Here is a 20,370-nt window from a genome sequence, read left to right on the forward strand (position 1 = left end):
ATGGTGGTGCTGCTGCTCCTCGGCGTCGTGATGATCGCCGCCGCCCTGGTGCTGCTGGCCGCCGCGACCACCAGCGACGCCGAGGCCAGCGGGGTCGGCAGGTCGCTGGCGGTGCTGCAGGCGATGACCGACGCGCCCGAGGAGCTGACCGCCGAGGTCGACCGGCCGTTCTCCGAGCGGGTCCTCGAGCCCCTGCAGGCCCGGACCCTGGGGGTCGGTCGCCGGCTCTCCGGCGCCGACTCCGCCGACCGGGTGCGCCGCAAGCTCGACCTCGCGGGCAACCCCCGCGGCTGGGACGTCGACCGGGTGGTCTCCGGCAAGGTGATCGGCGCGGTCGCCGGCCTGATCGTGGGCGTCGTGCTGGGGCTGGTGCTGGGGCTCTCGACACCCACGTTCGTCGTGGCGGTGGTCGCCGGGCTCGTGCTGGGCTTCCTCTCCCCGGGGCTGTACCTCTACCAGCGGGCCTACGACCGTACCCAGCGGATCACCCGCGACCTGCCCGACGCCATCGACCTGATGACGATCAGCGTCGAGTCGGGCCTCGGCTTCGACGCCGCGGTGCAGCAGGTGGCCCGCAACACCCAGGGCCCGGTGGCCGAGGAGTTCGCGCGGGTGCTCCGCGAGATGCAGATCGGCCAAGGCCGCTCCGACGCACTGCGCGCGATGGCCGAGCGCACCGACGTCGCCGACCTCAAGTCCTTCGTCAGCGCCATGGTGCAGGCCGACTCGTTCGGCATCCCGGTCGCGCAGGTGCTGCGCATCCAGGCCCAGGAGATGCGGGTCAAGCGCCGCCAGCGTGCCGAGGAGAAGGCCCAGCAGGTGCCGGTCAAGATCACGGTACCGCTGATCTTCTTCATCCTTCCCTGCCTCTTCGTCGCCGTGATGGGACCGGCCGCGATCGGCATCATGGACAGCGGTCTGGGATGATCCACCCGTGCACCTAGCCCACCGCCAGGCGCTGCGCATCAACGCCGCGGCCCGCGCCTTCGTCCTGCTGGCGATCGGCGGCCCCCTGCTGTGGGGCCAGGACCGCGGCGGGCTGCTGGGCCTCGCGGTGCTGGGCGCGCTGTGGGTCGGCCTCGTCCCGGTGGAGCAGCGCGCCCGCTCCCGGCCGCTCCTGCTGACGGTGCTCGAGTCGGCCGCGGTGACGACGACCTGCCTGCTGGCACTGAGCAGCTCGCCGGCCATCCTCGGCGCCCTGGCTGCGCCCCCGTTCGTGGCCGGGCTGCGCTGCGGCGCCAAGGGCGTGCTCGCCGCGCTCGGCACCGTCGTGCCCGCCGCCGCACTGGTGCTGGGCCTGGGCGAGGCGTCGCTCAGCACCGACGAGCTGCTCGCCGCCTTCACCTGGCTGACCATGGGCCTGGGCCTCGGGATGATCGCCTCCTTCCTGCGCTCCGCCCTCGGCCAGCCCGACCCGCTGCTGCCCTACCGGCACGCCAGCTCGCTCCTGCACGAGCTCAACCAGCTCTCCGAGGGGCTGAGCTCGGGCCTCGAGCCGCGCAGCCTCGGCGGCGCCATCCTCAGCGCGGTGCGCGACGAGCTGCCCACGGCCGACCTGGTGCTCTACGTCGGCGACGACGAGCTGACGCCGCTGCTGAGCCGCACCCTCGACGACTCGGGCTCGACCCACACCGCCCTGCTGGCCCGGCTGGCCCAGCGCTCGGGACGCCTCGAGACCGACGGCCAGACCTTCGCCTTCCCGCTGCGTCCCGAGTCGGGCCAGCCCGGCATCGTCGCCGGAGTCTTCTCCGACCGGCTCGACCCGGGCGCGCTCGACCTGCCGCGCACGGTGCGCCGGCTGACCCGCCACCTCGAGGTCAGCACCGTGCACCTCGAGACGGCGCTGCTCTTCACCGCCTTCCGCGACGCGGCCACCGCCGACGAGCGGCGCCGGCTCTCGCGCGAGATGCACGACGGCGTCGCGCAGGAGATCGCCTCGCTCGGCTACCTCGTCGACGCGCTCGCCGCCACGCCGGCCTCCGACGAGCAGGCCGCCCGGTTCCTGATGCTGCGCGAGCGGGTCAGCGAGGTGGTCGCCGAGGTGCGCCGGTCGGTCGTCACGCTGCGCACCACCGTGGGCGAGAGCGAGAGCCTGGGAGCGGCGATCGGGTCGCTGGCGCGCAACCTCAGCCAGCTCTCGGGCGTCGCGATCGAGGTGACCCTCGACGAGAAGTCGCAGCGGCTGCGCGGTGAGGTCGAGGCCGAGCTCTTCCGGATCACGCAGGAGGCCCTCAACAACGCCGTCAAGCACGCCCAGTGCACCCTCATCCGCGTGCAGTGCCACGTCGACGCTCCCGCGGCCACCATCTCCGTCACCGACAACGGCCGTGGCCTGGGCGACATCGGGCTGCCCCTCGACGCCCGGGCCGACTCCTACGGCCTGGGCATCATGCGCGAGCGCGCCGCGCTGATCGGCGCCCACCTCGACATCGAGGAGCCGCCAGGAGGCGGGCTCCGGGTCGCCGTCGCGGTATCGTCCGGGCACCCGCCCCCGACCACCCAGCAGGCGAGCGAGTCCCCCCGAGAGATCCAGGTGTCCACATGAGCGAGTCGCTGACGAGGGTGATGCTGGTCGACGACCACCAGCTGATCCGCGACGGCCTCGGCGGCGTCTTCGAGATGCACGCCGACATGAACGTGGTCGGCACCGCCGCCTCGGTCACCGAGGCCCTCGCCCTCTTCGCCGAGCACCGCCCCGACGTCGTGGTCACCGACCTGCAGCTGCAGGACGGCACCGGCCTCGACATCGTGCGTGCTCTGCGCCGCGACCATCCCGAGGTCGGCCTCGTGGTGCTGACCATGCACTCGGGCGACGACCAGATCTTCGCCGCGATGGAGGCCGGCGCGTCCGGCTTCGTCGGCAAGGACGCCCCCTCCGACGAGGTGGTCAAGGCCGCCCGGCACGCCAAGGTCTCCCCGCGCTCCTTCGTCTGCTCCGGCTTGGTCGGCGCGATGATGCGCCGCGGCGCGGCCGAGTCGACCCGGCTCACCGACCGCGAGCACGAGGTGCTGGTGCTGCTGGCCGACGGGCTGGGCGCCTCGGCCATCGGCGACAAGCTCTACATGAGCGAGTCGACCGCCAAGTCGCACATCGCGAAGATCTACCAGAAGCTGGGCGCGGCCAACCGGGCGCAGGCGCTGGTCACTGCCATGCGGGTCGGCCTGCTGTCCTCGGTTCAGCGCAACCCGGGCGAGCGCTGACCGCTCGCGAGCAGGGGTAGTCCGAACGGGCTACCACGACGGCAAACCTTCTCCCGATCCGCCGCGCGTCGTTGCGCCAGCATGCTGAGATGCATCAGGTCCCACCCCTGTCCGGGACCGTGTCTTGAGGGAGACCACCATGCTGCAGTTTCTGATGACCATGATCGCCGGCCAGAAGGCCAAGATGGACGAGCGCGGTGCCTCCGCGGTCGAGTACGGGCTGCTCGTCGCCGGCATCGCTGCCGTCATCGTTGCTGTCGTCATCACCCTGGGAGGTCAGATTCAGGCCGCATTCCAGGGCACGAGCGACCAGCTCCCCACAGCGCCGACCACCTGATCATTCGAAGGTGCGACCTAACGCTATTCGACTCAATGGCCCTGGATGCGTCGTCAACCACCAGCCGTAAACAGTCGTGACATCAGGATCGCTCAGCGACCGCACCGCCAGCCGACGTTGCAGCTCGACGAAGCCCTCCGGGTCCCCCGTGGCCCGGAGGGCTTCGACGTCGGCACGTGTCTCCACCGTCCGGCTGATCCCGTTCTGGAGGGGCGCGGCGAGCACCGTGCCCACGGCCAGCAGGGCCAGCACCAGCGGCACCGTGCCGGCGCGTCGTACGTCGTGACGGCGCAGCAGCACCCCGGCCAGCCCCACGGCGGCGGCCACCCCCACGGCGCCGAGCAGCGAGCCGACGAGCACGTCGTCGTGCTGGGCGTGCGCCAGCTCGTGGGCGACCACCGAGAGCGCCTGGTCCTGCGGCAGGTCGCGCACCAGGGTGTCGTAGAGGACCACCCGGCGGGTCCCGCCGAAGCCGGAGACGTAGGCGTTCAGCGTCGTGGTGCGCCGCGACGCGTCGGCCACCAGCACCTCGTCGACACCGACCCCCTCGGCGTCGGCCAGCTCGAGCACGCCGGTGCGCAGCGCCCCGGCCTCGAGCGGCTCGAAGTCGTTGAAGAGCGGCTCGACCAGCAGCGGGTAGACGAACGACCCGAGCAGCACCAGCAGGCCGAGCACTCCCCCGGCCACCGCGGGCCAGCGCCGCGGGAAGCGTCGGGCGCAGAGCATCAGCGTGAGCAGGCCCACCGAGGTCACCACGACGGCCAGGCCCTCGCGCACCGCCAGGTCGCGGGCGAAGCCGAGCCACGACTGCGTCGAGAGACCCTCCTCGAGCACCCGCCGGCGCACCAGCACGGCGAAGGGCAGCGTGATCGTGCGCCCCAGGACCTCGAGGACCGCGACCACGAGCACCACCTGCGCCCACCACGGCCCGGGCAGCCGGGCCACGAGGCGGCGACCCAGCGAGGTGAAGCCGACCACGCACGCCACCAGCAGCGAGACACCCAGCGAGCCCAGGCTCCAGGTCCGCACCCAGGTGGAGAACGACTCGGCGCGGGCGATGTGCTCAGGCGTGAAGTAGTCCTCCGGGTCCACCGGCTCGGGGCGCCCGCCCGGCACCGGATCCCACGGCACCAGCCACCACGCCAGCAGCGCGAAGGCCGCCCCCGCGAGGAGCAGCACCGCCCAGGCGGTGCGGGTGTGCGTCATGCCGCTCCCGCCTCGTCGGCCAGCGAGCGCAGCTCGTCGCGCCAGCGTCGCGTCAGCTCGGCCTGGCTGATGCCCGCCACCCCGCGCAGCGCGGCGGCGAAGTCCTCGCCCGCGCCGGCCGAGCGGTAGAGCTCGACCAGGGCGTCCTGGCCGCCCGCGCGAGCCAGCTCGCGCGTGGCCAGCCAGGCGGCCTCGTACGCCGCGCCGAGGTACGGCGCGCCCACCCCGAGGTCGGTGGGGCCCGGCAGGGCCTCGGGCACCCCGCTCTCGCGCACCTGGTCGACCACCTGCGCGGCCAGGGTGGTGGCGGGCAGGTCGACGTCGCGCAGCGCCACGTAGTCGGCGAAGCCCTCCACCAGCCACAGAGGGGCGCGGCTGGTGGGCGCCCGGGTGAGCGCGTGCACGGCTTCGTGGCTCATCACGACCTGGGCGCCGACCGGCTCGAGGCGGTCCATCTCGGCGGGGTTGACCAGCACGTGCAGCGGCCCGCCGTCGACGACCTCCCCGTCGGGGCTGGTGGTCACGGCGGCCACGTCGGCATAGGTGCCCTCGTCGACGCCGAGCGCGGCGTCGAGGCCGGCGGCGGTGCGCGGCACCTCGACCACCAGTCCACGCCCGGTGCCGGGCAGCACCCGCTGCACGACCGGCAAGGCTCGCCGGGCGAGGCGGTCGTAGCGGGCCAGGTCGCGCGCGGAGCCGGCCACCGCCACCACCCGCGAGTCCGTACGTCGCACCCGCAGGTCGTCGGTGAGCCACAACGGCGCCCGGCCGCCGGCGACCCCGGCCGCGGTCACGGCCACCCGCTCGTCGCCCTCCGCGACGTTGCGCAGCGCGAAGACGACCTCGCTGCGCGCTGGCGCGGGGTCGAACCCGGCGACCTGCCAGGTCACGTCGACGACCACCCGCCAGGCCCCTTGAGGGTCCGTCCCGCCGTCCTGGTCGACGTAGCGCAGCGTGACGCCCTCGAGCCCGAGGTCCTCGGCGTTCTCGACGACGTCACGCAGCCGGCGCGCGGCCGCAGGGTCGTCGTCCGGGGCCAGGGCCGCGGCGGCAGCCGCGTCGCCGCGCGAGATCGCGGCCTCGAGGCCGGCCAGCGCGGCGGCCGCCTGCCCGGGCCGGGCGGTCGGTGCCGCACCGGGGTCGGCGCCCGGCGTGGCGACGTACGGGTCGTCGAGGACGCGCCAGACGACGAGCCCGAGCACCACCAGCAGGGACAGCGAGAGGCCGACCACCCACGAGCGTGGGCGACCGGCCTCTCGACGTGCGGTGCTGGCCAGCGGATCAGCCGGGTCGGGTGGCCCCGACGAGGGGCATCGAGTTGACGCTGGTGATCCGGACACCGGTGCTCGGGTTGGCGGCGTCGACGATCTGGCCGTTGCCGATGTAGATGCCGACGTGGCTGATCGGGCTGTAGTAGTAGACGAGGTCGCCGGGCTGCAGCGCCGAGGTCGAGACCTTGGTGCCGCCGCCGTACTGGGCGCTCGAGGAGTGGGGCAGCGAGACGCCGGCCTGGCGCCAGGCCATCATCGTCAGGCCCGAGCAGTCGAAGGCGCTCGGCCCGGCCGCTCCGTAGACGTAGCTCTTGCCGACCTGCGCGAGGGCGTACTGCACCGCGGCGGCCGCACGACCCGAGGCGGGCACCGACACCGGCGCGGTCTCGGTGCGCTGGGCGTCGCGCGAGACGACCGCCTCGCGGGCCTCGAGAGCCTCGCGCTCCTCGGCCTCGAGGCGCGAGAGCAGTGCCTCGGCCTCGTCGACCTTCTCGTCGATGGTCGCCTTCTCCTCGGCGAGCTCCTCCTCGACGGCGGCGAGCTCGGCGGCCTGGGCCGCGGTCGCCTGGCGCCGGATGTCGAGCGCCTCCACCTCGATGGAGTAGGTGTCGAAGAGCTGGTCCTGCAGGCCGTCGTAGGCGCTCAGGGTCGACATCTGGGCCAGGAAGGCGCTGGGGTCGTCGGCGACGACCACCTGGCCCACGGCGGAGAGGTTCTGGCCCTGGTAGGTGCGCACGATCGAGTCGCGCACCTGCTCACGGACCGAGCTCATCTGCTCGTCCTGGCGCTGCTGGTCGGAGCGCACGGCGTCGAGCTCGCGCTGCAGCTCCTCCAGCTCGATGCGAGCGTCGTTGTGACGCTCCGAGGCCTGCTCGGCCTCGTGGTAGAGCTTGTCGACGCGGGCCTGCACGTCGTCGATGTCGGGCTCGGCCTGGGCCGGGCTGGTGGGCACGAAGGCCACTGCTCCTACGAGCAGGGCTCCGGCGAAGGCCGTGGTCAGGCGCTTGTGACCGTGAAGCACGAGTGGGCGGTCTCCCTCAGCTATCGACGTCTGCCGGGTGAGCAGGAGGGTGCGACCCCACGACCGATGGTTCCCCGGCTCCGGGGTGCGGGCACCCCGGACTCGACGCGGTGACCGCGCGGACCAGGACGATCCACTCCCACGGACACCAGCCACGGACGTTAGTCGCTGGCTGCCGCCGAGACCAATCAACCGCCGCGCGTCGCCCCCGAATTTGCGCACCCTCGCGCCTCAGGAGTCACCCACGTCACACCGGTCACAGGAACCACAGGTTGGCTGGACCGCCCGCCGTGGCCCGACCGGCTCAGGCGGACTCGGCCTCGGGGCCGGAGACCGGCTCGACCAGCCGCAGCGGTGGCACCAGCCCGCCCGCGGCCAGAGCGTCGAGGGCGCGCCTCTCGTCGTCGTCGATGGTCAGCTCGGGCGGCGGCCCCAGCAGCACGGAGACCACGCAGTCGTGGCAGGCCAGGCCTCGGACCACACAGGTGTCGCAGTCGATTCTCGTCGTCATGGAGGTGAGGCTGGCAGGGGCCACCGACAACGGCGCCGCGGCGACCCGCCGACGGCGTGTCCCGGCGTGTCGGACCCGGGGTGGCGACGGCCCATCAGCTCGACGCGCTCAGCGCGCCAGCAGGTCCAGCAGCACCCGCGACGACACGTGCCGCACGCCGCGAGCCCGCGTCCGGGCCCGCAGGTCCTGGTCGTCGGTGACGACGACCACGACACGGCCCTCGGGCTCGGCTGCGACCAGGTCCTCGATGACGCGGTCGGCGATGACGCCGTACGGGCTGAAGAGGACCTTGACGCCGCGGGGCGCGGAGACCGCGGGACGCACGTCGACCTCGGCCGCGTCGAAGACCACGGTCGTCTCCGCGCGCGTGCGCGCCACGAGCGGCGCCAGCAGCGCCAGCAGCCGGGAGCGCTGGGTCTCCAGCGAGGTCGACGACCACACCGTCTTGGTCACGTTGTAGCCGTCGACGACCAGACGCGACTGCGGCAGCGCCAGGTGCTGCTCGAGCACCGAGGCCGTGATCGGTGCGCTCGCCGACCGGCCGCCATCGCGCGCGGCGTCGTCCTCCAGCCGCTGCTCCACCGACTCCCCCGGCGCCGTCGAGCCCGCCGGCAGGCCGAGCTCACGGCGGAGCCCCGTGGCGGCGTCGACCAGCGTCTCCAGCAGCACCCGGGCGCGGGCGGTGGCGTCGTCGCGCTCGGTGCGGTCGGCGCGGCGCTGCGCCTGGGCCTGCGCCTGGGCCTGCGCCTCGAGCGTCTCGACGCGCGCGCGCAGCCGCCTCAGCTCCTTCTCCTGGACCGCGAGGGCTGCCTGCTCGCGCGCCTGCGCGCCCGCCACCTCGGCACGCGCCTGCTCCAGCTCCTCACGCACCGCACGCTCGGAAGCACGGGTCTCGCCCAGCCGGCGGCGCAGCGTCGCGTTCTCCGACTTCTGCTCGTCCAGCTGGGCGCGGTGGCTCGCGCGCACCTCGCGCAGCGCCTGCTCGGCCTGCTCGACCCGCTCGGTGAGCCGGGCCTCGCGGGAGCGCTCCGCGCTCTGCTCGCGGGCGGCCACCGTGCTGACCGCGTCGTCGAGGCGCCGGGTCCAGCCCCGGGGCCGCAGCAGCCACCCGAGGGCGGCGTCCTCCAGCGCGTCGCCCGACCCGCCCTCGCGCAGCGCGGCCACCTCGGCGGCGCGCTGGGTGGCGACCTGGTGGGAGGCCCGCTCGCGCAGGTCGGGGTCGGCCAGGGCTGCCGCGATCGCCGTGCCCCCCAGACGGGCCCGGCGGGCGGGCGCGAAGCCGGCCACCCGGCGCAGTGCCGGCGGCAGCCCGGTGACCTCCGGCAGCACCGAGGCCACCACGGCCACCACGCGCGTGCGCACGGCGACCGGCAGGTCCTCCAGCGCGACCTCGGCCCCACGCTCGGCGTCGGCAGCGTGCTCGTGCTCCGCCACCACGCCTCCTCATCTGCTCGCCGCCGGACCTCGACAACACCTGTGCCCACCCTAGGGCGCGCGCCTACCGCGCGCTGTCGGTGCCGCCACCTAGCGTCACCACCATGAGCAGGGCCCGCGCGCAGACCGTCACCAGCACCCCGCCGCGCCCGGCCCAGCGCGAGGCCCAGCGCGAGGCCCAGCGTGAGGCCCAGCTGAGCTTCGACGAGCTGGGCCGCCCGCTGCGCGACCTGACCTTCTGCGTGGTCGACCTCGAGACGACCGGCGGCTCGGCGGCCCACGGCGCGATGATCACCGAGATCGGCGCGGTCAAGGTGCGCGGCGGCGAGGTGCTGGGTGAGTTCCAGACCCTGGTCAACCCGCACACCACCATCCCGCCGTTCATCTCGGTGCTCACGGGCATCACCAACACGATGGTGGCCGACTCCCCCGGCATCGAGTCGGCGCTGCCCGCCTTCCTCGAGTTCGCCGCCGGCTGCGTGCTGGTGGCCCACAACGCGCCCTTCGACGTCGGCTTCCTGCAGCACTTCGCCGCCGAGCAGCAGCGGCCGTGGCCCCGCTTCGAGGTGGTCGACACCGCCAAGGTCGCGCGCCGGGTGATCACCCGCGACGACGCCCCCAACTGCAAGCTCTCCTCCCTGGCCCGCCTCTTCGGCGCCGAGACCACCCCCAACCACCGCGCGCTCGCCGACGCCCGCGCCACCGTCGACGTGCTGCACGGGCTCTTCGCCCGCCTGGGCAGCGTCGGCGTGCAGACCCTCGAGGAGCTGCAGACCTTCTCCGCGCGCGTCAGCGCCGCCCAGCGCAAGAAGCGCCACCTGGCCGAGCAGCTGCCGCACGCGCCCGGCGTCTACCTCTTCCGCGACGACCAAGAGCGGGTGCTCTACGTCGGCACCTCCCGCGACCTGCGCACCCGCGTCCGTTCCTACTTCACCGCCTCCGAGACCCGCTCCCGCATGGGCGAGATGGTGCGGCTGGCCGACCGCGTCGACCACGTCGAGTGCGCCACCCCGCTGGAGGCGCAGGTGCGCGAGCTGCGCCTGATCGCCGAGCACAAGCCGCGCTACAACCGGCGCTCCCGCTTCCCCGAGAAGATGCACTTCATCAAGCTCACCCGCGAGCCGTGGCCGCGCCTCTCGCTGGTCGCCCGGGTCCTTGAGGACGACGCCGACTACCTCGGCCCCTTCTCCTCCAAGCGCGCCGCCGAGAGCTGCCTCTCGGCGCTGCACGAGACGTTCCCGGTGCGCCAGTGCACCGACCGGCTCGCGCGTCGCCCCTCGCGCAGCGCCTGCGTGCTCGCCGAGATGGGCAAGTGCCTGGCCCCCTGCGACGGCAGCGTCGACGAGGCGTCGTACGCCGCCCTGGTGCGCCAGCTGCGCGACGCGCTGCTGCGCCGCCCCGACGACGTCGTGGAGACCATCAACCACCGCATGAGCCTGCTGGCCGACGACGAGCGCTTCGAGGAGGCCGGGGCCCACCGCGACCGGCTGGCCTCCTTCGTGCGCGCCGCGGCCCGCACCCAGCGGCTCAGCGCCCTGACCGGCTGCCCGGAGGTGGTGGCCGCCCGGCGCGAGGACGACGGCCGCTGGGCCGTGCACGTGGTCCGTCACGGGCGGCTCGCGGCCGCCGGGGTCATCCCGCCCGGGGCCGACGCGCACGCCTACGTCGACCAGCTGCGCGCCGCGGCCGAGACCGTGCGCCACGCCCCCGGCCCGGTGCCCGCCGCCAGCGCCGAGGAGACCGAGAAGATCCTGCGCTGGCTGGAGTCCGACCACGTGCGGCTGGTCGAGGTCACGGGCCAGTGGGCCTGCCCGGTCGCGGGCGCGACCCGGCACCTCGCGGTGCACGACGCGGTCGAGCAGTCGCGGCGCGCGCTGGTGCCCGACGACGAAAGACGCCCCCTCGCCACGGCGCACCGTCCCCCGCGCTGAGGCGCTACGGTGACCTGCGTGATCACCGCCATCGTCTTCGTCAAGGCCGACGTCGCCCGCATCCCCGAGGTGGCCGAGCAGATCGCCGCCATCGAGGGGGTCTCCGAGGTCTACTCCGTCACCGGCCAGATCGACCTCATCGCCCTGGTCCGGGTCCGTGACCACGACGAGGTCGCCAGCGTGGTGGCCGACACCCTCAACAAGGTGCCCGGCGTGACCTCGACCGAGACCCACATCGCGTTCCGCGCCTACTCCCGCCACGACCTCGAGAGCGCCTTCTCCCTCGGGCTCGACTGAGACCGCTCGTGGACCTCCTGACCGAGCACTGGCTCGACGTGCTCGGGTGGGGCGGCAGCGCCCTGCTGGTCTTCTCGCTGATGCAGCAGCGGGTGCTGCGCTTTCGCGTGCTCAACCTCGCCGCCGGGGTGGCACTGCTGGTCTTCAACGCGATCATCGAGGTCTGGCCGATGGTCGGCCTCAACGCGGTCACCAGCGCCATCAACATCTGGTTCCTGGTCAGGCTCGTCGGCGAGCGCCACGACGAGCACGTCTTCGAGGTCCTCGAGGTCGGTGCCGACGACGCCTACCTGCACCACGTGCTGCGCACGCACCGCAGCGACATCGCCCGTTTCCAGCCCGACTTCGACGGCCGGCCCGACCCCGACGGCGACCACGCCTTCCTGGTCCAGCGCGGCGACGAGACCGTCGGGGTCGTCGTGGTGCGCCGCGAGGGAGACCTGGGCGACGTCGCCCAGGTGCGCCTCGACTACGTCACCCCGCGCTTCCGCGACTTCACGCCCGGCGAGTTCGTCTGGCGGCGCAGCGACGCGCTGCGCGAGCTCGGCTTCCGCCGCGTGGTCACCGCCCCCGGCATGGTCGGCGCCTACTACGACCACCTGGGCTTCCACCGCGAGGGCGACGCCTACGTGCTCGACCTCGCCCCCGCCTGACCGCCGACCCAGCCCAAATTTCACGCTGACCCGGCCCGAACTTCGCGCTGACCCGGCCTGGATCTCTCCCCGAGTCGGCCCGTCCCGGCACCCGCGAAGCATGGGCCGGGTCGGGGGGAAGTCCGGGTCGGGTCGAGGGGAAGTTCGGGCCGGGTCGAGGCGAAGTTCAGGCCGGGTCGGGGGGAAGTATGGGCCGGGTCGGCTCAGCCGGCGGAGGCCTCGACCCAGCCCTGCAGGGTCGCGGCGGCGGCACCGGAGTCGACGGCGCGGGTGGCGCGCTCGATGCCGGCGGCCAGGGCCGGCAGCGGGTCGGCGGCGGGCTCGTCGTGCACGGCCAGGGCGGCGCCGGCGTTGAGCAGCACCGCCTCGCGCACGGGTCCGCGCTCCCCCGCCAGCACCCGGCGTACGACGTCGGCGTTGTGGGCCGCGTCGCCGCCGCGCAGGTCGGCGGTGGTCGCGGGAGCCAGGCCGAGGGCGGCCGGGTCGACCGTCTCGGTGCGGACCTCGCCGTCGTGGACCACCCACAGCGACGAGGTGGTGGTGGTGGTGAGCTCGTCGAGGCCGTCGTCACCGCGGAAGACCCAGGCGTCGACGCCGCGGCGGGCGAAGACGCCGGCCATCAGCGGCGGCTTGCCGGCGTAGGCGCAGCCGATGGCCTGGGCGGCCGGGCGCGAGGGGTTGGCGAGCGGGCCGAGCAGGTTGAAGGTGGTGCCGATGCCGAGCTCGCGCCGCGGCACGGCCGCGTGGCGCAGCGCGGGGTGGAAGGCCGAGGCGAAGCAGAACGTGATGCCGGCCTCCTCGGCGACCTCGGCCACCCGGGCGGCCGGCAGGTCGAGGCGCACCCCGAGCACCTCGAGCACGTCGGCGGTGCCCGAGGTCGAGGAGGCCGAGCGGTTGCCGTGCTTGACCACGCGGGCGCCCGCGCCGGCGGCGACGATGGCGGCCATCGTCGAGATGTTCACCGACATCGACCGGTCACCGCCGGTGCCGACGACGTCGAGGGTGCGGCCCGGGACACTCAGCGGGGTGGCGACGTCGTACATCGCCTCGACCAGCCCGAGCACCTCCTCGATGCTCTCGCCCTTGGCGCGCAGCGCGACGGCGAAGCCGGCGATCTGGGCCTCGGTGGCCTGACCCGCCAGGATCTCGCCCATCGCCCAGCCCGTCTGGGCCGCGCTCAGGTCCTCCCCCGCGACGAGCGCGCCGAGGACCTCGGGCCAGGCGCCCACGCTCAGGCGGTGGTGGCCGGCACGCGGGCGCGCAGCAGCGCGACCACGGCCTCGGCCAGCTGGATGGGGTCGAGCGGGTGCGGCACGGCGGCCTCGGCGCGCGACCAGGTGGCCAGCCAGGCGTCCTGGGGGCGCCCGGTGAGCACGACCACCGGGGGGCACTGGTGGATCTCGTCCTTGAGCTGCTTGGCGATGCCCATCCCGCCGGCGGGCACGGCCTCGCCGTCGAGGATCGCCAGGGAGATGTGGCCGGCGTCCATGTTCTGGATGACGACGGGCTCGGTGGCCACCTCGACGTACTCCAGCTCGGGCAGGTCGGGGTGCGGGCGTCGGCCCAGCGCCAGGATGACCTGCTTGCGGGTGTTGACGTCGTCGCTGTAGACGAGCACCTTCAACGGCGTGCGGGAGGCAGTGGTGTCGCTCACGCCGGCGATGCTACCCGTCGCGCCCGCCGGTGGACGTCGCGGCCTGCTCGCGCGCCTCCAACCTGTCCAGGCGACGGTCCTCCCGCTTGGCCTCGGCCATCGAGGAGCGCACCCACTGGGCGAAGAGCACCGCGAAGAAGGTCAGCGCGATCAGGTCGCCCGAGCCCCAGAGGATGCCGCCGGCCAGGTGCTGGTCGTCGTAGGCGTCGGGCAGCCAGGAGCCCATCGGCCCCTCGCGCAGCCGCAGGTAGTGCTCGCCGCCCAGCAGCGTGGACTGGCCCATGATCGTGACGCCCAGGAAGGCGTGGAAGGGCAGCGTCAGCACCGTCAGCAGCATCCGGAAGGGGTAGCCGGTGCGCCCCGGCAGCGGGTCGATGCCCATCAGCGGCCAGAAGAACAGCGCGCCGACGGCGACCAGGTGCACGTGCATCATCTCGTGCACGAAGACCGACTCCAGCGACGCGGCGTACCAGTCGGTGAAGTAGAGCGCCCACGGCGAGATGATGTAGAGCACGAACGCCAGCGGCGCGAAGGACAGCACCTTGGCCAGCCGCGAGTGCAGCAGCGCCAGCAGCCAGGCACGCGGGCGCCGCGGCAGCGTGCGCAGCGCCAGGGTCACCGGCGCGCCCAGCGCCAGCGCGAGCGGCACCAGCATCGAGAGGATCATGTGCTGGACCATGTGCACGCTCAGCAGCGTCGTGTCGTACGCCGCCAGCCCCGAGGCCGTCGCGAAGTAGAACGAGCCCATCCCCCCGCCCACGAAGGCGACGGTGCGCCCCACCGGCCAGTGGTCCCCGCGGGCCCGCAGGCGCTGCACACCCAGCAGGTAGAGACCCACCACCCAGACGGTCCCGATCGTGGGCACCGGGGCCAGCGACCACTGCCCCAGGACCTCTCCCAGGGAGAAGGCGGGCAGGCCGGCGCCGATGGTCATCGCGAGCACGACGAGACCTCCTGCGAGGGGACTGGAGCGGGGAACGGCACGTTGTGAACTTTATGACCCGGCACTAACCGGGGGTCGGGGTGACCTCGTTCAGATCGCAGGACATAATGCTCGTGTGGCGACAGCGGCAACCCTCCCAGCATCCCGTCTGCACGGGCACCACGACCGACCCAGCATGGTCAGTGTCGGGACCATCATCTGGCTCTCGAGCGAGCTGATGTTCTTCGCGGCGCTCTTCGCGGCGTACTTCACGATCCGCTCGGTCAGTCCGGACCTGTGGGAGCAGAACACCCAGCTCCTCGACGTGCCCTTCGCGTTGGCCAACACCACCATCCTGGTGTTGTCCTCGCTGACCTGCCAGCTCGGCGTCTTCGCCGCCGAGCGCGGCCAGGCGGGACGCACCGGCTCGCTGCTGCAGTTCAAGCTGTGGGGCCTGCGGGAGTGGTTCATCCTGACCTACCTGATGGGCTCGGTCTTCGTGGCCGGCCAGGCCGTCGAGTACGCCAACCTCGTGCAGGAGGGCGTCACGATGCAGGACTCGGCCTACGGCTCGATGTTCTACCTGACGACCGGCTTCCACGGCATCCACGTGGCGGGCGGCCTCATCGCCTTCCTCCTCGTGCTGGGGCGCACCTACCTGGCCCGCAAGTTCACCCACGAGCAGGCCGTCAGCGCCATCGTCGTCTCGTACTACTGGCACTTCGTCGACGTCGTCTGGATCGGGCTTTTCGCCACGATCTACCTTGTCAAGTAACTCCTGAGTCGCTGCACCCCGAACCCAAGGACCCCCAGTGCGCTTCGTGAACCGCTCCGCCGGTCGCCTCTCCCGTCACCGTCGCGGCCCGTTGGCCGGACTCGTCCTGCTGCTGGTCGGCCTGGTGACCGCCGGTGGTCTCTACACCGCGCTGGCCCCCGCCCAGGCGCAGGACTCCGACACCCTGGCCATCGAGGTCGAGAAGGGCCGCGAGCTGTTCCTCGTGGGCTGCTCGAGCTGCCACGGCCTCAACGGCGAGGGCGTCAGCACGCTTGACGGCAACAACCTCGGCCCCTCGCTCGTCGGCGTCGGCGCCGCGGCGGTCGACTTCCAGGTCGGCACCGGCCGGATGCCGATGGCCCAGCCCGGCGCCCAGGCTCCCCGCAAGCCGGTCACCTACTCGGAGGAGGAGACCGCCCAGCTCGCGGCGTACGTCGCCTCGCTGGGCCCCGGCCCCGCCATCCCCGACGAGTCCGACTACTCGATCGAGGGTCTCGACGACGACGCCAAGGAGGCGGCGGTCGTCCGTGGTGGCCAGATCTTCCTGACCAACTGCACCGCCTGCCACAACTTCGAGGGATCGGGTGGCGCCATGCCGCGCGGCGGCTATGCCCCGGCTCTCGACGGCGTGGAGTCCAAGTACATCTACGAGGCCCTGCTGACCGGCCCGCAGAACATGCCCAGCTTCAGCAACGGCAACCTCGCACCCGAGGAGAAGCGCGACGTCATCGCCTACCTGAAGTCGCTCGAGGAGCAGCCCGGGTACGGCGGCTTCGGCATGGGCGGCCTCGGCCCCGTGACCGACGGCGTCTTCGCGTGGCTGGTCGGTATCGGCGGTCTGGTCGCCTTCGCGATCTGGATCGCTGCGCACACCACCCGTTCGAAGAAGAAGGTGACGGCGTGACGGACATCCAGCACGGCGAGCAGGCCGGCAAGCACCTGCCCGCGACGACCGAGGAGCCGATCGCCAACCCGGGCCTCCCCGAGCACACCTGGCGACCCACCGACGTCGACGACGACGCGGCACGACGAGCCGAGCGCCAGGTCGCGACGATGTTCGGTCTCGCCTCGGTCTTCGCGGTCCTCTTCGTGGTGGCCTACTTCTCCTTCGACGTCGGCGACAGCTGGGAGACGGTGCTGGGCCTCGGCGCCTCGAACATCGCCCTGGGCACCACGCTGGGCATGGCCCTGCTGCTCATCGGTGTCGGGATCATCCAGTGGGCCCGCAAGCTGATGGCCGACCACGAGATGGTCGAGATGCGCCACCCGGCCCGTTCCTCCGACGAGGACCGCGCCGCGACGCTGGCCGCCCTCGACGCCGGGCTCGAGGAGTCCGGCATCGCGCGTCGCCCGCTGGTGCGCAACTCGCTGATCGCCTCGATCACCCTGCTGCTCGCGCCGGCCGTGGTGCTGTTCCGCGACCTGGGCCCCACACCCAGCCAGGCAGCAGCCAGCGGCCCCGACGCGGGCCTCGAGAACACCATCTGGAAGCCCGACATGCGTGTTGTGCGCGATGTCATCGGCACCCCGATCCGCGCCGCCGACCTCGAGGTCGGCGACCTGGTCAACGCCGAGCCCGAGGCCATCTTCCCGACCGAGGAGAACGGCTACCCCGAGATCGAGGGCGTCGAGCTGTACGTGGCGAAGTCGAAGGCCGCGGTCGTCGTGGTCCGGATGGACCCCGACGACGTAATCCCCGGCGAGGGGCGCGACAACTGGTCGGTCGACGGGATCGTCTGCTACTCCAAGATCTGCACCCACGTCGGGTGCCCGATCTCGCTCTACGAGCGCACCACGCACCACCTGCTGTGCCCCTGCCACCAGTCCACCTTCGACCTCGCCGACTCCGGGCGTGTCGTCTTCGGTCCCGCCGGACGGCATCTTCCCCAGCTCCCGCTGGCGGTCGATGCCGAGGGCTTCCTGGTCGCGCAGAGCGACTTCACCGAGCCGGTGGGGCCCAGCTACTGGGAACGTGACCACAAGGACATCGGCGAGCAGGGTGAGGCAGAGCTGTGAGCATGGACACCAGCAAGGTCGCGACGAGCAACAGCTCGGCCGCGACGGCCAAGAAGCCCGGCAAGGCAGGAGTCGTGGCCAACTGGGCCGACGAGCGCCTGGGCCTGGGCACGGCCATGAAGAAGAACCTGCGCAAGGTCTTCCCCGACCACTGGTCCTTCATGCTCGGCGAGATCGCTCTGTGGAGCTTCGTCGTGCTGCTGCTGACCGGTGTCTTCCTGACGTTCTGGTACCGGCCGAGCATGGCCGAGGTGACCTACATGGGCTCCTACGACCAGCTGCGCGGGCTGCACATGTCGGAGGCGATGGCCTCGACCCTCAACATCAGCTTCGACGTCCGCGGCGGCCTGCTGATGCGCCAGATGCACCACTGGGCAGCCAACATCTTCATCGCCTCGATGATGATCCACCTGCTGCGCGTCTACTTCACCGGTGCGTTCCGCAAGCCGCGAGAGCTCAACTGGGTCATCGGCTCGCTGCTGCTGCTGCTGGGCACCCTCGAGGGCTTCACCGGCTACTCGCTGCCCGACGACCTGCTCTCCGGCACCGGCATCCGCGCCGCCGACGGCTTCATGAAGTCGATCCCGGTCGTGGGCACCTACATGTCGTTCTTCCTCTTCGGTGGCGAGTTCCCGGGTGACTCGATCATCCCGCGCCTCTACACGATCCACGTGCTGCTGATCCCCGGCCTGCTGCTGGGGCTGATCGCGGCCCACATGCTGCTGCTCGTCTACCACAAGCACACGCAGTGGCCTGGTCCCGGCCGCACCGAGGAGAACGTCGTCGGCTTCCCGATGCTCCCCGTGTACGCCGCCAAGGCCGGTGGGTTCTTCTTCATCGTCTTCGGCGTCACCGCGATGATGGGTGCGCTGCTCAACATCAACCCCGTCTGGAAGCTCGGCCCCTACGACCCGACCAAGGTGACGGCAGGTTCGCAGCCCGACTGGTACATGGGCTGGCCCGACGGCGCGCTGCGCATCATGCCGGGCTGGGAGACCCACCTGTTCGGCTACACGATCGCCTGGAACGTCTTCCTGCCTGTCATCGTGCTGCCCGGCCTGATGTTCACGATCCTGCTGATGCTGCCGTTCATCGAGTCCTGGATCACCGGGGACAAGCGCGACCACCACCTGCTGGAGCGCCCGCGCAACGCCCCGACCCGCACCGCCATCATGGTCGCGCTGATGACCTTCTACGGCCTGATGTGGGCTGCGGGCGGCAACGACATCATCGCGATCAAGCTCAACCTGAGCATCAACCAGATCACCTACTTCCTGCGGGTAGCGGTATTCCTGGGTCCGGTGATCGCCTTCATGATCACCAAGCGCTGGTGCATCTCGTTGCAGCGCCACGACCAGGAGAAGCTGCTGCACGGCTACGAGACGGGCGTGATCATGCGCTCCCCCGAGGGTGGCTACAGCGAGCGGCACCTGCCGATCGCCCCGGCCTCGGCCTACACCCTCACCGCGCGCGACCGCGACGAGATGTGGACGCCCGAGGCGGAGACCGACGAGAACGGCGTACGCCGTCCCGGCGGTCGACTCAGCGGCCTGCGGGCCAGGCTCAACAAGGCCTGGTACGCCGACAACGTGCAGAAGCCGACCGCGGCCGAGCTCGAGGAGGCGCACCACCACGCCGAGCACGAGCACGAGCTGCAGGCGCCCCTGGAGGGCCACTCGGCGGACGGCCACCAGTTCGACGGCCACCACGCCGTCGAGGGCGAGACGTTGCGCGGCAGCCACTGAGGCACCGGCACGACCAGCACGACACGCAGGCCCCCACCCGATCCGTCGGGTGGGGGCCTTCGTCGTGCGTGCCGAGCGGGGCGGGGCCCGGGTGGGCCCGGGAGGCTCAGCGGGGGCTCAGCCGAGCGCCGAGCCCGCACGGTAGTCGCGCCAGGTGGCGTTCCAGTCGCCGAAGCCGTTGTCCAGCGTCATCGGCCGGTCGGTGCCGGTGTACTCGACGACGTCACCGCGCCGGGTCATCGCGTAGAGCCAGGCGGCCTGGTCGGTGCTCATCCCCGTGCAGCCGTGCGAGACGTTGGCGCTGCCCTGGCTGCCGACCGACCAGGGCGCGGCGTGGATGAACTCCCCCGAGCTGGTCAGCCGCATCGCCCACTGCACGTCGTCGATGTCGTAGGCCTCGTCGCCGCCGATGCCGACGGTCTCGGAGTCCATCCGCTTCGACTCGTACTTCTCCATCACGACCTTCGTGCCCGAGCGGGTGGTGAACCCGGCCTTGCCGGTGGTGATCGGGATCGTGCGCAGCAGCCGGCCGTCGGAGTAGACCTCCATCGTGTGGCGCTGCGCGTCGACGCGGTAGACGTGGGCCGGCCCCACGGTGAAGGCGACCTCGCGGCTCTCCTGCCCGTAGATCCCTCCCCCGGCGTCGACCCCGTTGACGTCGAGGTCGACCACCACCTCGCTGCCGGCCTGCCAGTACTCCCTCGGTCGGTAGTGCACCTCGGTGTCGCTGAGCCAGTGCCAGGAGCCGGCCTGCCGCGGTGTGGACTCGACGTGCATCTCGCGCTCCATCGCGGCGCGGTCGGTGACCGGCAGGTCGAACTGCACCACCACCGGCATCCCGACCCCCACGGTCTCACCGGCCAGCGGAGCCACCGAGGCGTAGGTCTGCTGCGAGAGCGCCAGGTCGGCGGTGCGGAAGCGGCGCTGGCGCACGACGGGCCCGTCGGTGCCGCGCACCCGCACGCGCACGTCGTACGCCGTCGCGGGCTCGAGCCGCTCGGTGGCTCGCCAGGCGCCGTCCTGGCGGTGCCCGGGCAGAATGCCCGCGGCGGAGGTGACCTCGACCCCGAGCAGGTCGCCGCCCTCGGCACGCACCTGGAGCAGCGTGTCGACGGGCACTCCCTGGGCGCCGGGGCGCACGTTGCTGCGCACGGCCACGCGAGCCTCCTCGCCCGCCGGTGCCGCGCCTGCGTCCCCGGCTGCTCCGGCGTCCTGCCCGCGGCTCTCCTGGCCGTCCGTGGCGGCGCGGTCGGACTCGCAGGCGCTCAGGGCGCCGAGGGAGACCGCCAGCGCGGCCAGGGTCGCCAGCCGGCGACGCGAGCGGGAGGCACCAGGCCGGTCAGGTGTCATGCCCCAAGGGTAAAGGGGTGCCGGGAACCAGGACGACTCCGCGGCC

20 protein-coding genes are annotated in these 20,370 nt (G+C 72.6%); 11 read left to right on the forward strand and 9 right to left on the reverse strand.

What is annotated here, in order from left to right:
- The 4 genes from ABKW28_RS06970 to ABKW28_RS06985 all read left to right on the forward strand — a co-directional run bounded on the left by ABKW28_RS06970 (nt 1) and on the right by ABKW28_RS06985 (nt 3,538).
- Nucleotides 1–927, forward strand: coding sequence for a type II secretion system F family protein (locus ABKW28_RS06970; protein ID WP_348607613.1), 927 nt, complete (start codon nt 1–3; stop codon nt 925–927).
- A 7-nt stretch (nt 928–934) separates the two neighbouring features.
- Nucleotides 935–2,545, forward strand: a complete 1,611-nt coding sequence (locus ABKW28_RS06975; RefSeq protein ID WP_348607620.1) for a sensor histidine kinase — start codon at nt 935–937, stop codon at nt 2,543–2,545.
- On the forward strand, nt 2,542–3,201 hold the full coding sequence (locus ABKW28_RS06980; RefSeq protein ID WP_348607623.1) for a response regulator transcription factor: 660 nt from the start codon (nt 2,542–2,544) through the stop codon (nt 3,199–3,201). The genes ABKW28_RS06975 and ABKW28_RS06980 overlap by 4 nt, the downstream gene beginning before the upstream one ends.
- A gap of 139 nt (nt 3,202–3,340) precedes the next feature.
- On the forward strand, nt 3,341–3,538 hold the full coding sequence (locus tag ABKW28_RS06985) for a Flp family type IVb pilin (protein WP_348607626.1): 198 nt from the start codon (nt 3,341–3,343) through the stop codon (nt 3,536–3,538).
- Here the strand turns inward: ABKW28_RS06985 and ABKW28_RS06990 are convergent, their stop codons facing one another.
- From ABKW28_RS06990 to ABKW28_RS07010, 5 genes are all read right to left on the reverse strand, one after another.
- Complete coding sequence (locus tag ABKW28_RS06990) at nt 3,539–4,744, reverse strand: M48 family metalloprotease (protein ID WP_348607629.1); 1,206 nt, start codon at nt 4,742–4,744, stop codon at nt 3,539–3,541.
- A complete protein-coding gene (locus ABKW28_RS06995; protein WP_348607632.1) occupies nt 4,741–5,976 on the reverse strand; it encodes a hypothetical protein in 1,236 nt (411 codons plus the stop codon). Before ABKW28_RS06995 ends, ABKW28_RS06990 begins: the two co-directional genes overlap by 4 nt.
- 49 nt (nt 5,977–6,025) lie before the next feature.
- Nucleotides 6,026–6,967, reverse strand: a complete 942-nt coding sequence (locus tag ABKW28_RS07000; RefSeq protein ID WP_348607635.1) for an NlpC/P60 family protein — start codon at nt 6,965–6,967, stop codon at nt 6,026–6,028.
- Between the two features lie 373 nt (nt 6,968–7,340).
- Nucleotides 7,341–7,547 (reverse strand): hypothetical protein, encoded by a 207-nt coding sequence (locus ABKW28_RS07005; RefSeq protein ID WP_348607638.1) that lies wholly within the window; start codon nt 7,545–7,547, stop codon nt 7,341–7,343.
- 108 nt (nt 7,548–7,655) lie between these two features.
- Complete coding sequence (locus ABKW28_RS07010; RefSeq protein ID WP_348607646.1) at nt 7,656–8,981, reverse strand: NYN domain-containing protein; 1,326 nt, start codon at nt 8,979–8,981, stop codon at nt 7,656–7,658.
- A gap of 104 nt (nt 8,982–9,085) precedes the next feature.
- Here ABKW28_RS07010 and ABKW28_RS07015 point away from each other — a divergent pair, with 104 nt between their 5' ends.
- Genes ABKW28_RS07015 through ABKW28_RS07025 form a run of 3 tightly spaced genes read left to right on the forward strand, consistent with a single transcriptional unit; the run spans nt 9,086 to nt 11,862 of the window.
- The gene (locus ABKW28_RS07015; protein WP_348607649.1) at nt 9,086–10,912 is read left to right on the forward strand and encodes a DEDD exonuclease domain-containing protein; all 1,827 of its coding nucleotides are present in this window, start codon (nt 9,086–9,088) and stop codon (nt 10,910–10,912) included.
- 18 nt (nt 10,913–10,930) lie between these two features.
- Entirely contained in the window at nt 10,931–11,209 is a 279-nt protein-coding gene (locus ABKW28_RS07020) for an Lrp/AsnC ligand binding domain-containing protein (RefSeq protein WP_341230980.1), read from the forward strand.
- Between the two features lie 8 nt (nt 11,210–11,217).
- A complete protein-coding gene (locus ABKW28_RS07025; RefSeq protein ID WP_348607652.1) occupies nt 11,218–11,862 on the forward strand; it encodes a hypothetical protein in 645 nt (214 codons plus the stop codon).
- A gap of 203 nt (nt 11,863–12,065) precedes the next feature.
- Here the strand turns inward: ABKW28_RS07025 and trpD are convergent, their stop codons facing one another.
- From trpD to ABKW28_RS07040, 3 genes are read right to left on the reverse strand one after another with little or no spacing between them, the layout of a single operon-like run.
- A complete protein-coding gene (trpD, locus tag ABKW28_RS07030; RefSeq protein WP_193670434.1) occupies nt 12,066–13,091 on the reverse strand; it encodes an anthranilate phosphoribosyltransferase in 1,026 nt (341 codons plus the stop codon).
- Nucleotides 13,092–13,093: 2 nt separating this feature from the next.
- Nucleotides 13,094–13,516, reverse strand: a complete 423-nt coding sequence (locus tag ABKW28_RS07035) for a hypothetical protein (protein WP_348607655.1) — start codon at nt 13,514–13,516, stop codon at nt 13,094–13,096.
- 10 nt (nt 13,517–13,526) lie between these two features.
- Nucleotides 13,527–14,450 (reverse strand): cytochrome c oxidase assembly protein, encoded by a 924-nt coding sequence (locus tag ABKW28_RS07040; RefSeq protein WP_348607728.1) that lies wholly within the window; start codon nt 14,448–14,450, stop codon nt 13,527–13,529.
- A 157-nt stretch (nt 14,451–14,607) separates the two neighbouring features.
- Here ABKW28_RS07040 and ABKW28_RS07045 point away from each other — a divergent pair, with 157 nt between their 5' ends.
- The 4 genes from ABKW28_RS07045 (at nt 14,608) to ABKW28_RS07060 (ending at nt 18,974) form a co-directional block, all read left to right on the forward strand.
- The gene (locus ABKW28_RS07045) at nt 14,608–15,213 is read left to right on the forward strand and encodes a heme-copper oxidase subunit III (RefSeq protein WP_227492200.1); all 606 of its coding nucleotides are present in this window, start codon (nt 14,608–14,610) and stop codon (nt 15,211–15,213) included.
- A 91-nt stretch (nt 15,214–15,304) separates the two neighbouring features.
- Nucleotides 15,305–16,117 (forward strand): c-type cytochrome, encoded by an 813-nt coding sequence (locus ABKW28_RS07050; protein ID WP_341230851.1) that lies wholly within the window; start codon nt 15,305–15,307, stop codon nt 16,115–16,117.
- Complete coding sequence (locus tag ABKW28_RS07055) at nt 16,114–17,229, forward strand: Rieske 2Fe-2S domain-containing protein (RefSeq protein ID WP_193670438.1); 1,116 nt, start codon at nt 16,114–16,116, stop codon at nt 17,227–17,229. Before ABKW28_RS07050 ends, ABKW28_RS07055 begins: the two co-directional genes overlap by 4 nt.
- A 2-nt stretch (nt 17,230–17,231) precedes the next feature.
- Nucleotides 17,232–18,974: a cytochrome bc complex cytochrome b subunit gene (locus ABKW28_RS07060; RefSeq protein WP_302707962.1), complete on the forward strand. Its 1,743-nt coding sequence runs from the start codon at nt 17,232–17,234 to the stop codon at nt 18,972–18,974.
- A 117-nt stretch (nt 18,975–19,091) separates the two neighbouring features.
- On the opposite strand, the gene ABKW28_RS07065 is transcribed toward ABKW28_RS07060, so the two are convergent.
- Entirely contained in the window at nt 19,092–20,324 is a 1,233-nt protein-coding gene (locus ABKW28_RS07065; protein WP_348607658.1) for an Ig-like domain-containing protein, read from the reverse strand.
- Nucleotides 20,325–20,370: the final 46 nt, after the last annotated feature.

Origin of the sequence: Nocardioides sp. 31GB23, from assembly GCF_040012395.1 — a bacterium.
Lineage (GTDB): Bacteria > Actinomycetota > Actinomycetes > Propionibacteriales > Nocardioidaceae > Nocardioides > Nocardioides salarius.

Coding starts and splice junctions, on each gene's coding strand:
- ABKW28_RS06985 (WP_348607626.1), top strand. CDS start 3,341: ATGCTGCAGTTTCTGATGACCATGATCGCCGGCCAGAAGGCCAAGATG.
- ABKW28_RS06970 (WP_348607613.1), top strand. CDS start 1: ATGGTGGTGCTGCTGCTCCTCGGCGTCGTGATGATCGCCGCCGCCCTG.
- ABKW28_RS06990 (WP_348607629.1), bottom strand. CDS start 4,744: ATGACGCACACCCGCACCGCCTGGGCGGTGCTGCTCCTCGCGGGGGCG.
- ABKW28_RS07040 (WP_348607728.1), bottom strand. CDS start 14,450: ATGACCATCGGCGCCGGCCTGCCCGCCTTCTCCCTGGGAGAGGTCCTG.
- ABKW28_RS07065 (WP_348607658.1), bottom strand. CDS start 20,324: ATGACACCTGACCGGCCTGGTGCCTCCCGCTCGCGTCGCCGGCTGGCG.
- ABKW28_RS07005 (WP_348607638.1), bottom strand. CDS start 7,547: ATGACGACGAGAATCGACTGCGACACCTGTGTGGTCCGAGGCCTGGCC.
- ABKW28_RS07060 (WP_302707962.1), top strand. CDS start 17,232: ATGGACACCAGCAAGGTCGCGACGAGCAACAGCTCGGCCGCGACGGCC.
- ABKW28_RS06980 (WP_348607623.1), top strand. CDS start 2,542: ATGAGCGAGTCGCTGACGAGGGTGATGCTGGTCGACGACCACCAGCTG.
- ABKW28_RS07015 (WP_348607649.1), top strand. CDS start 9,086: ATGAGCAGGGCCCGCGCGCAGACCGTCACCAGCACCCCGCCGCGCCCG.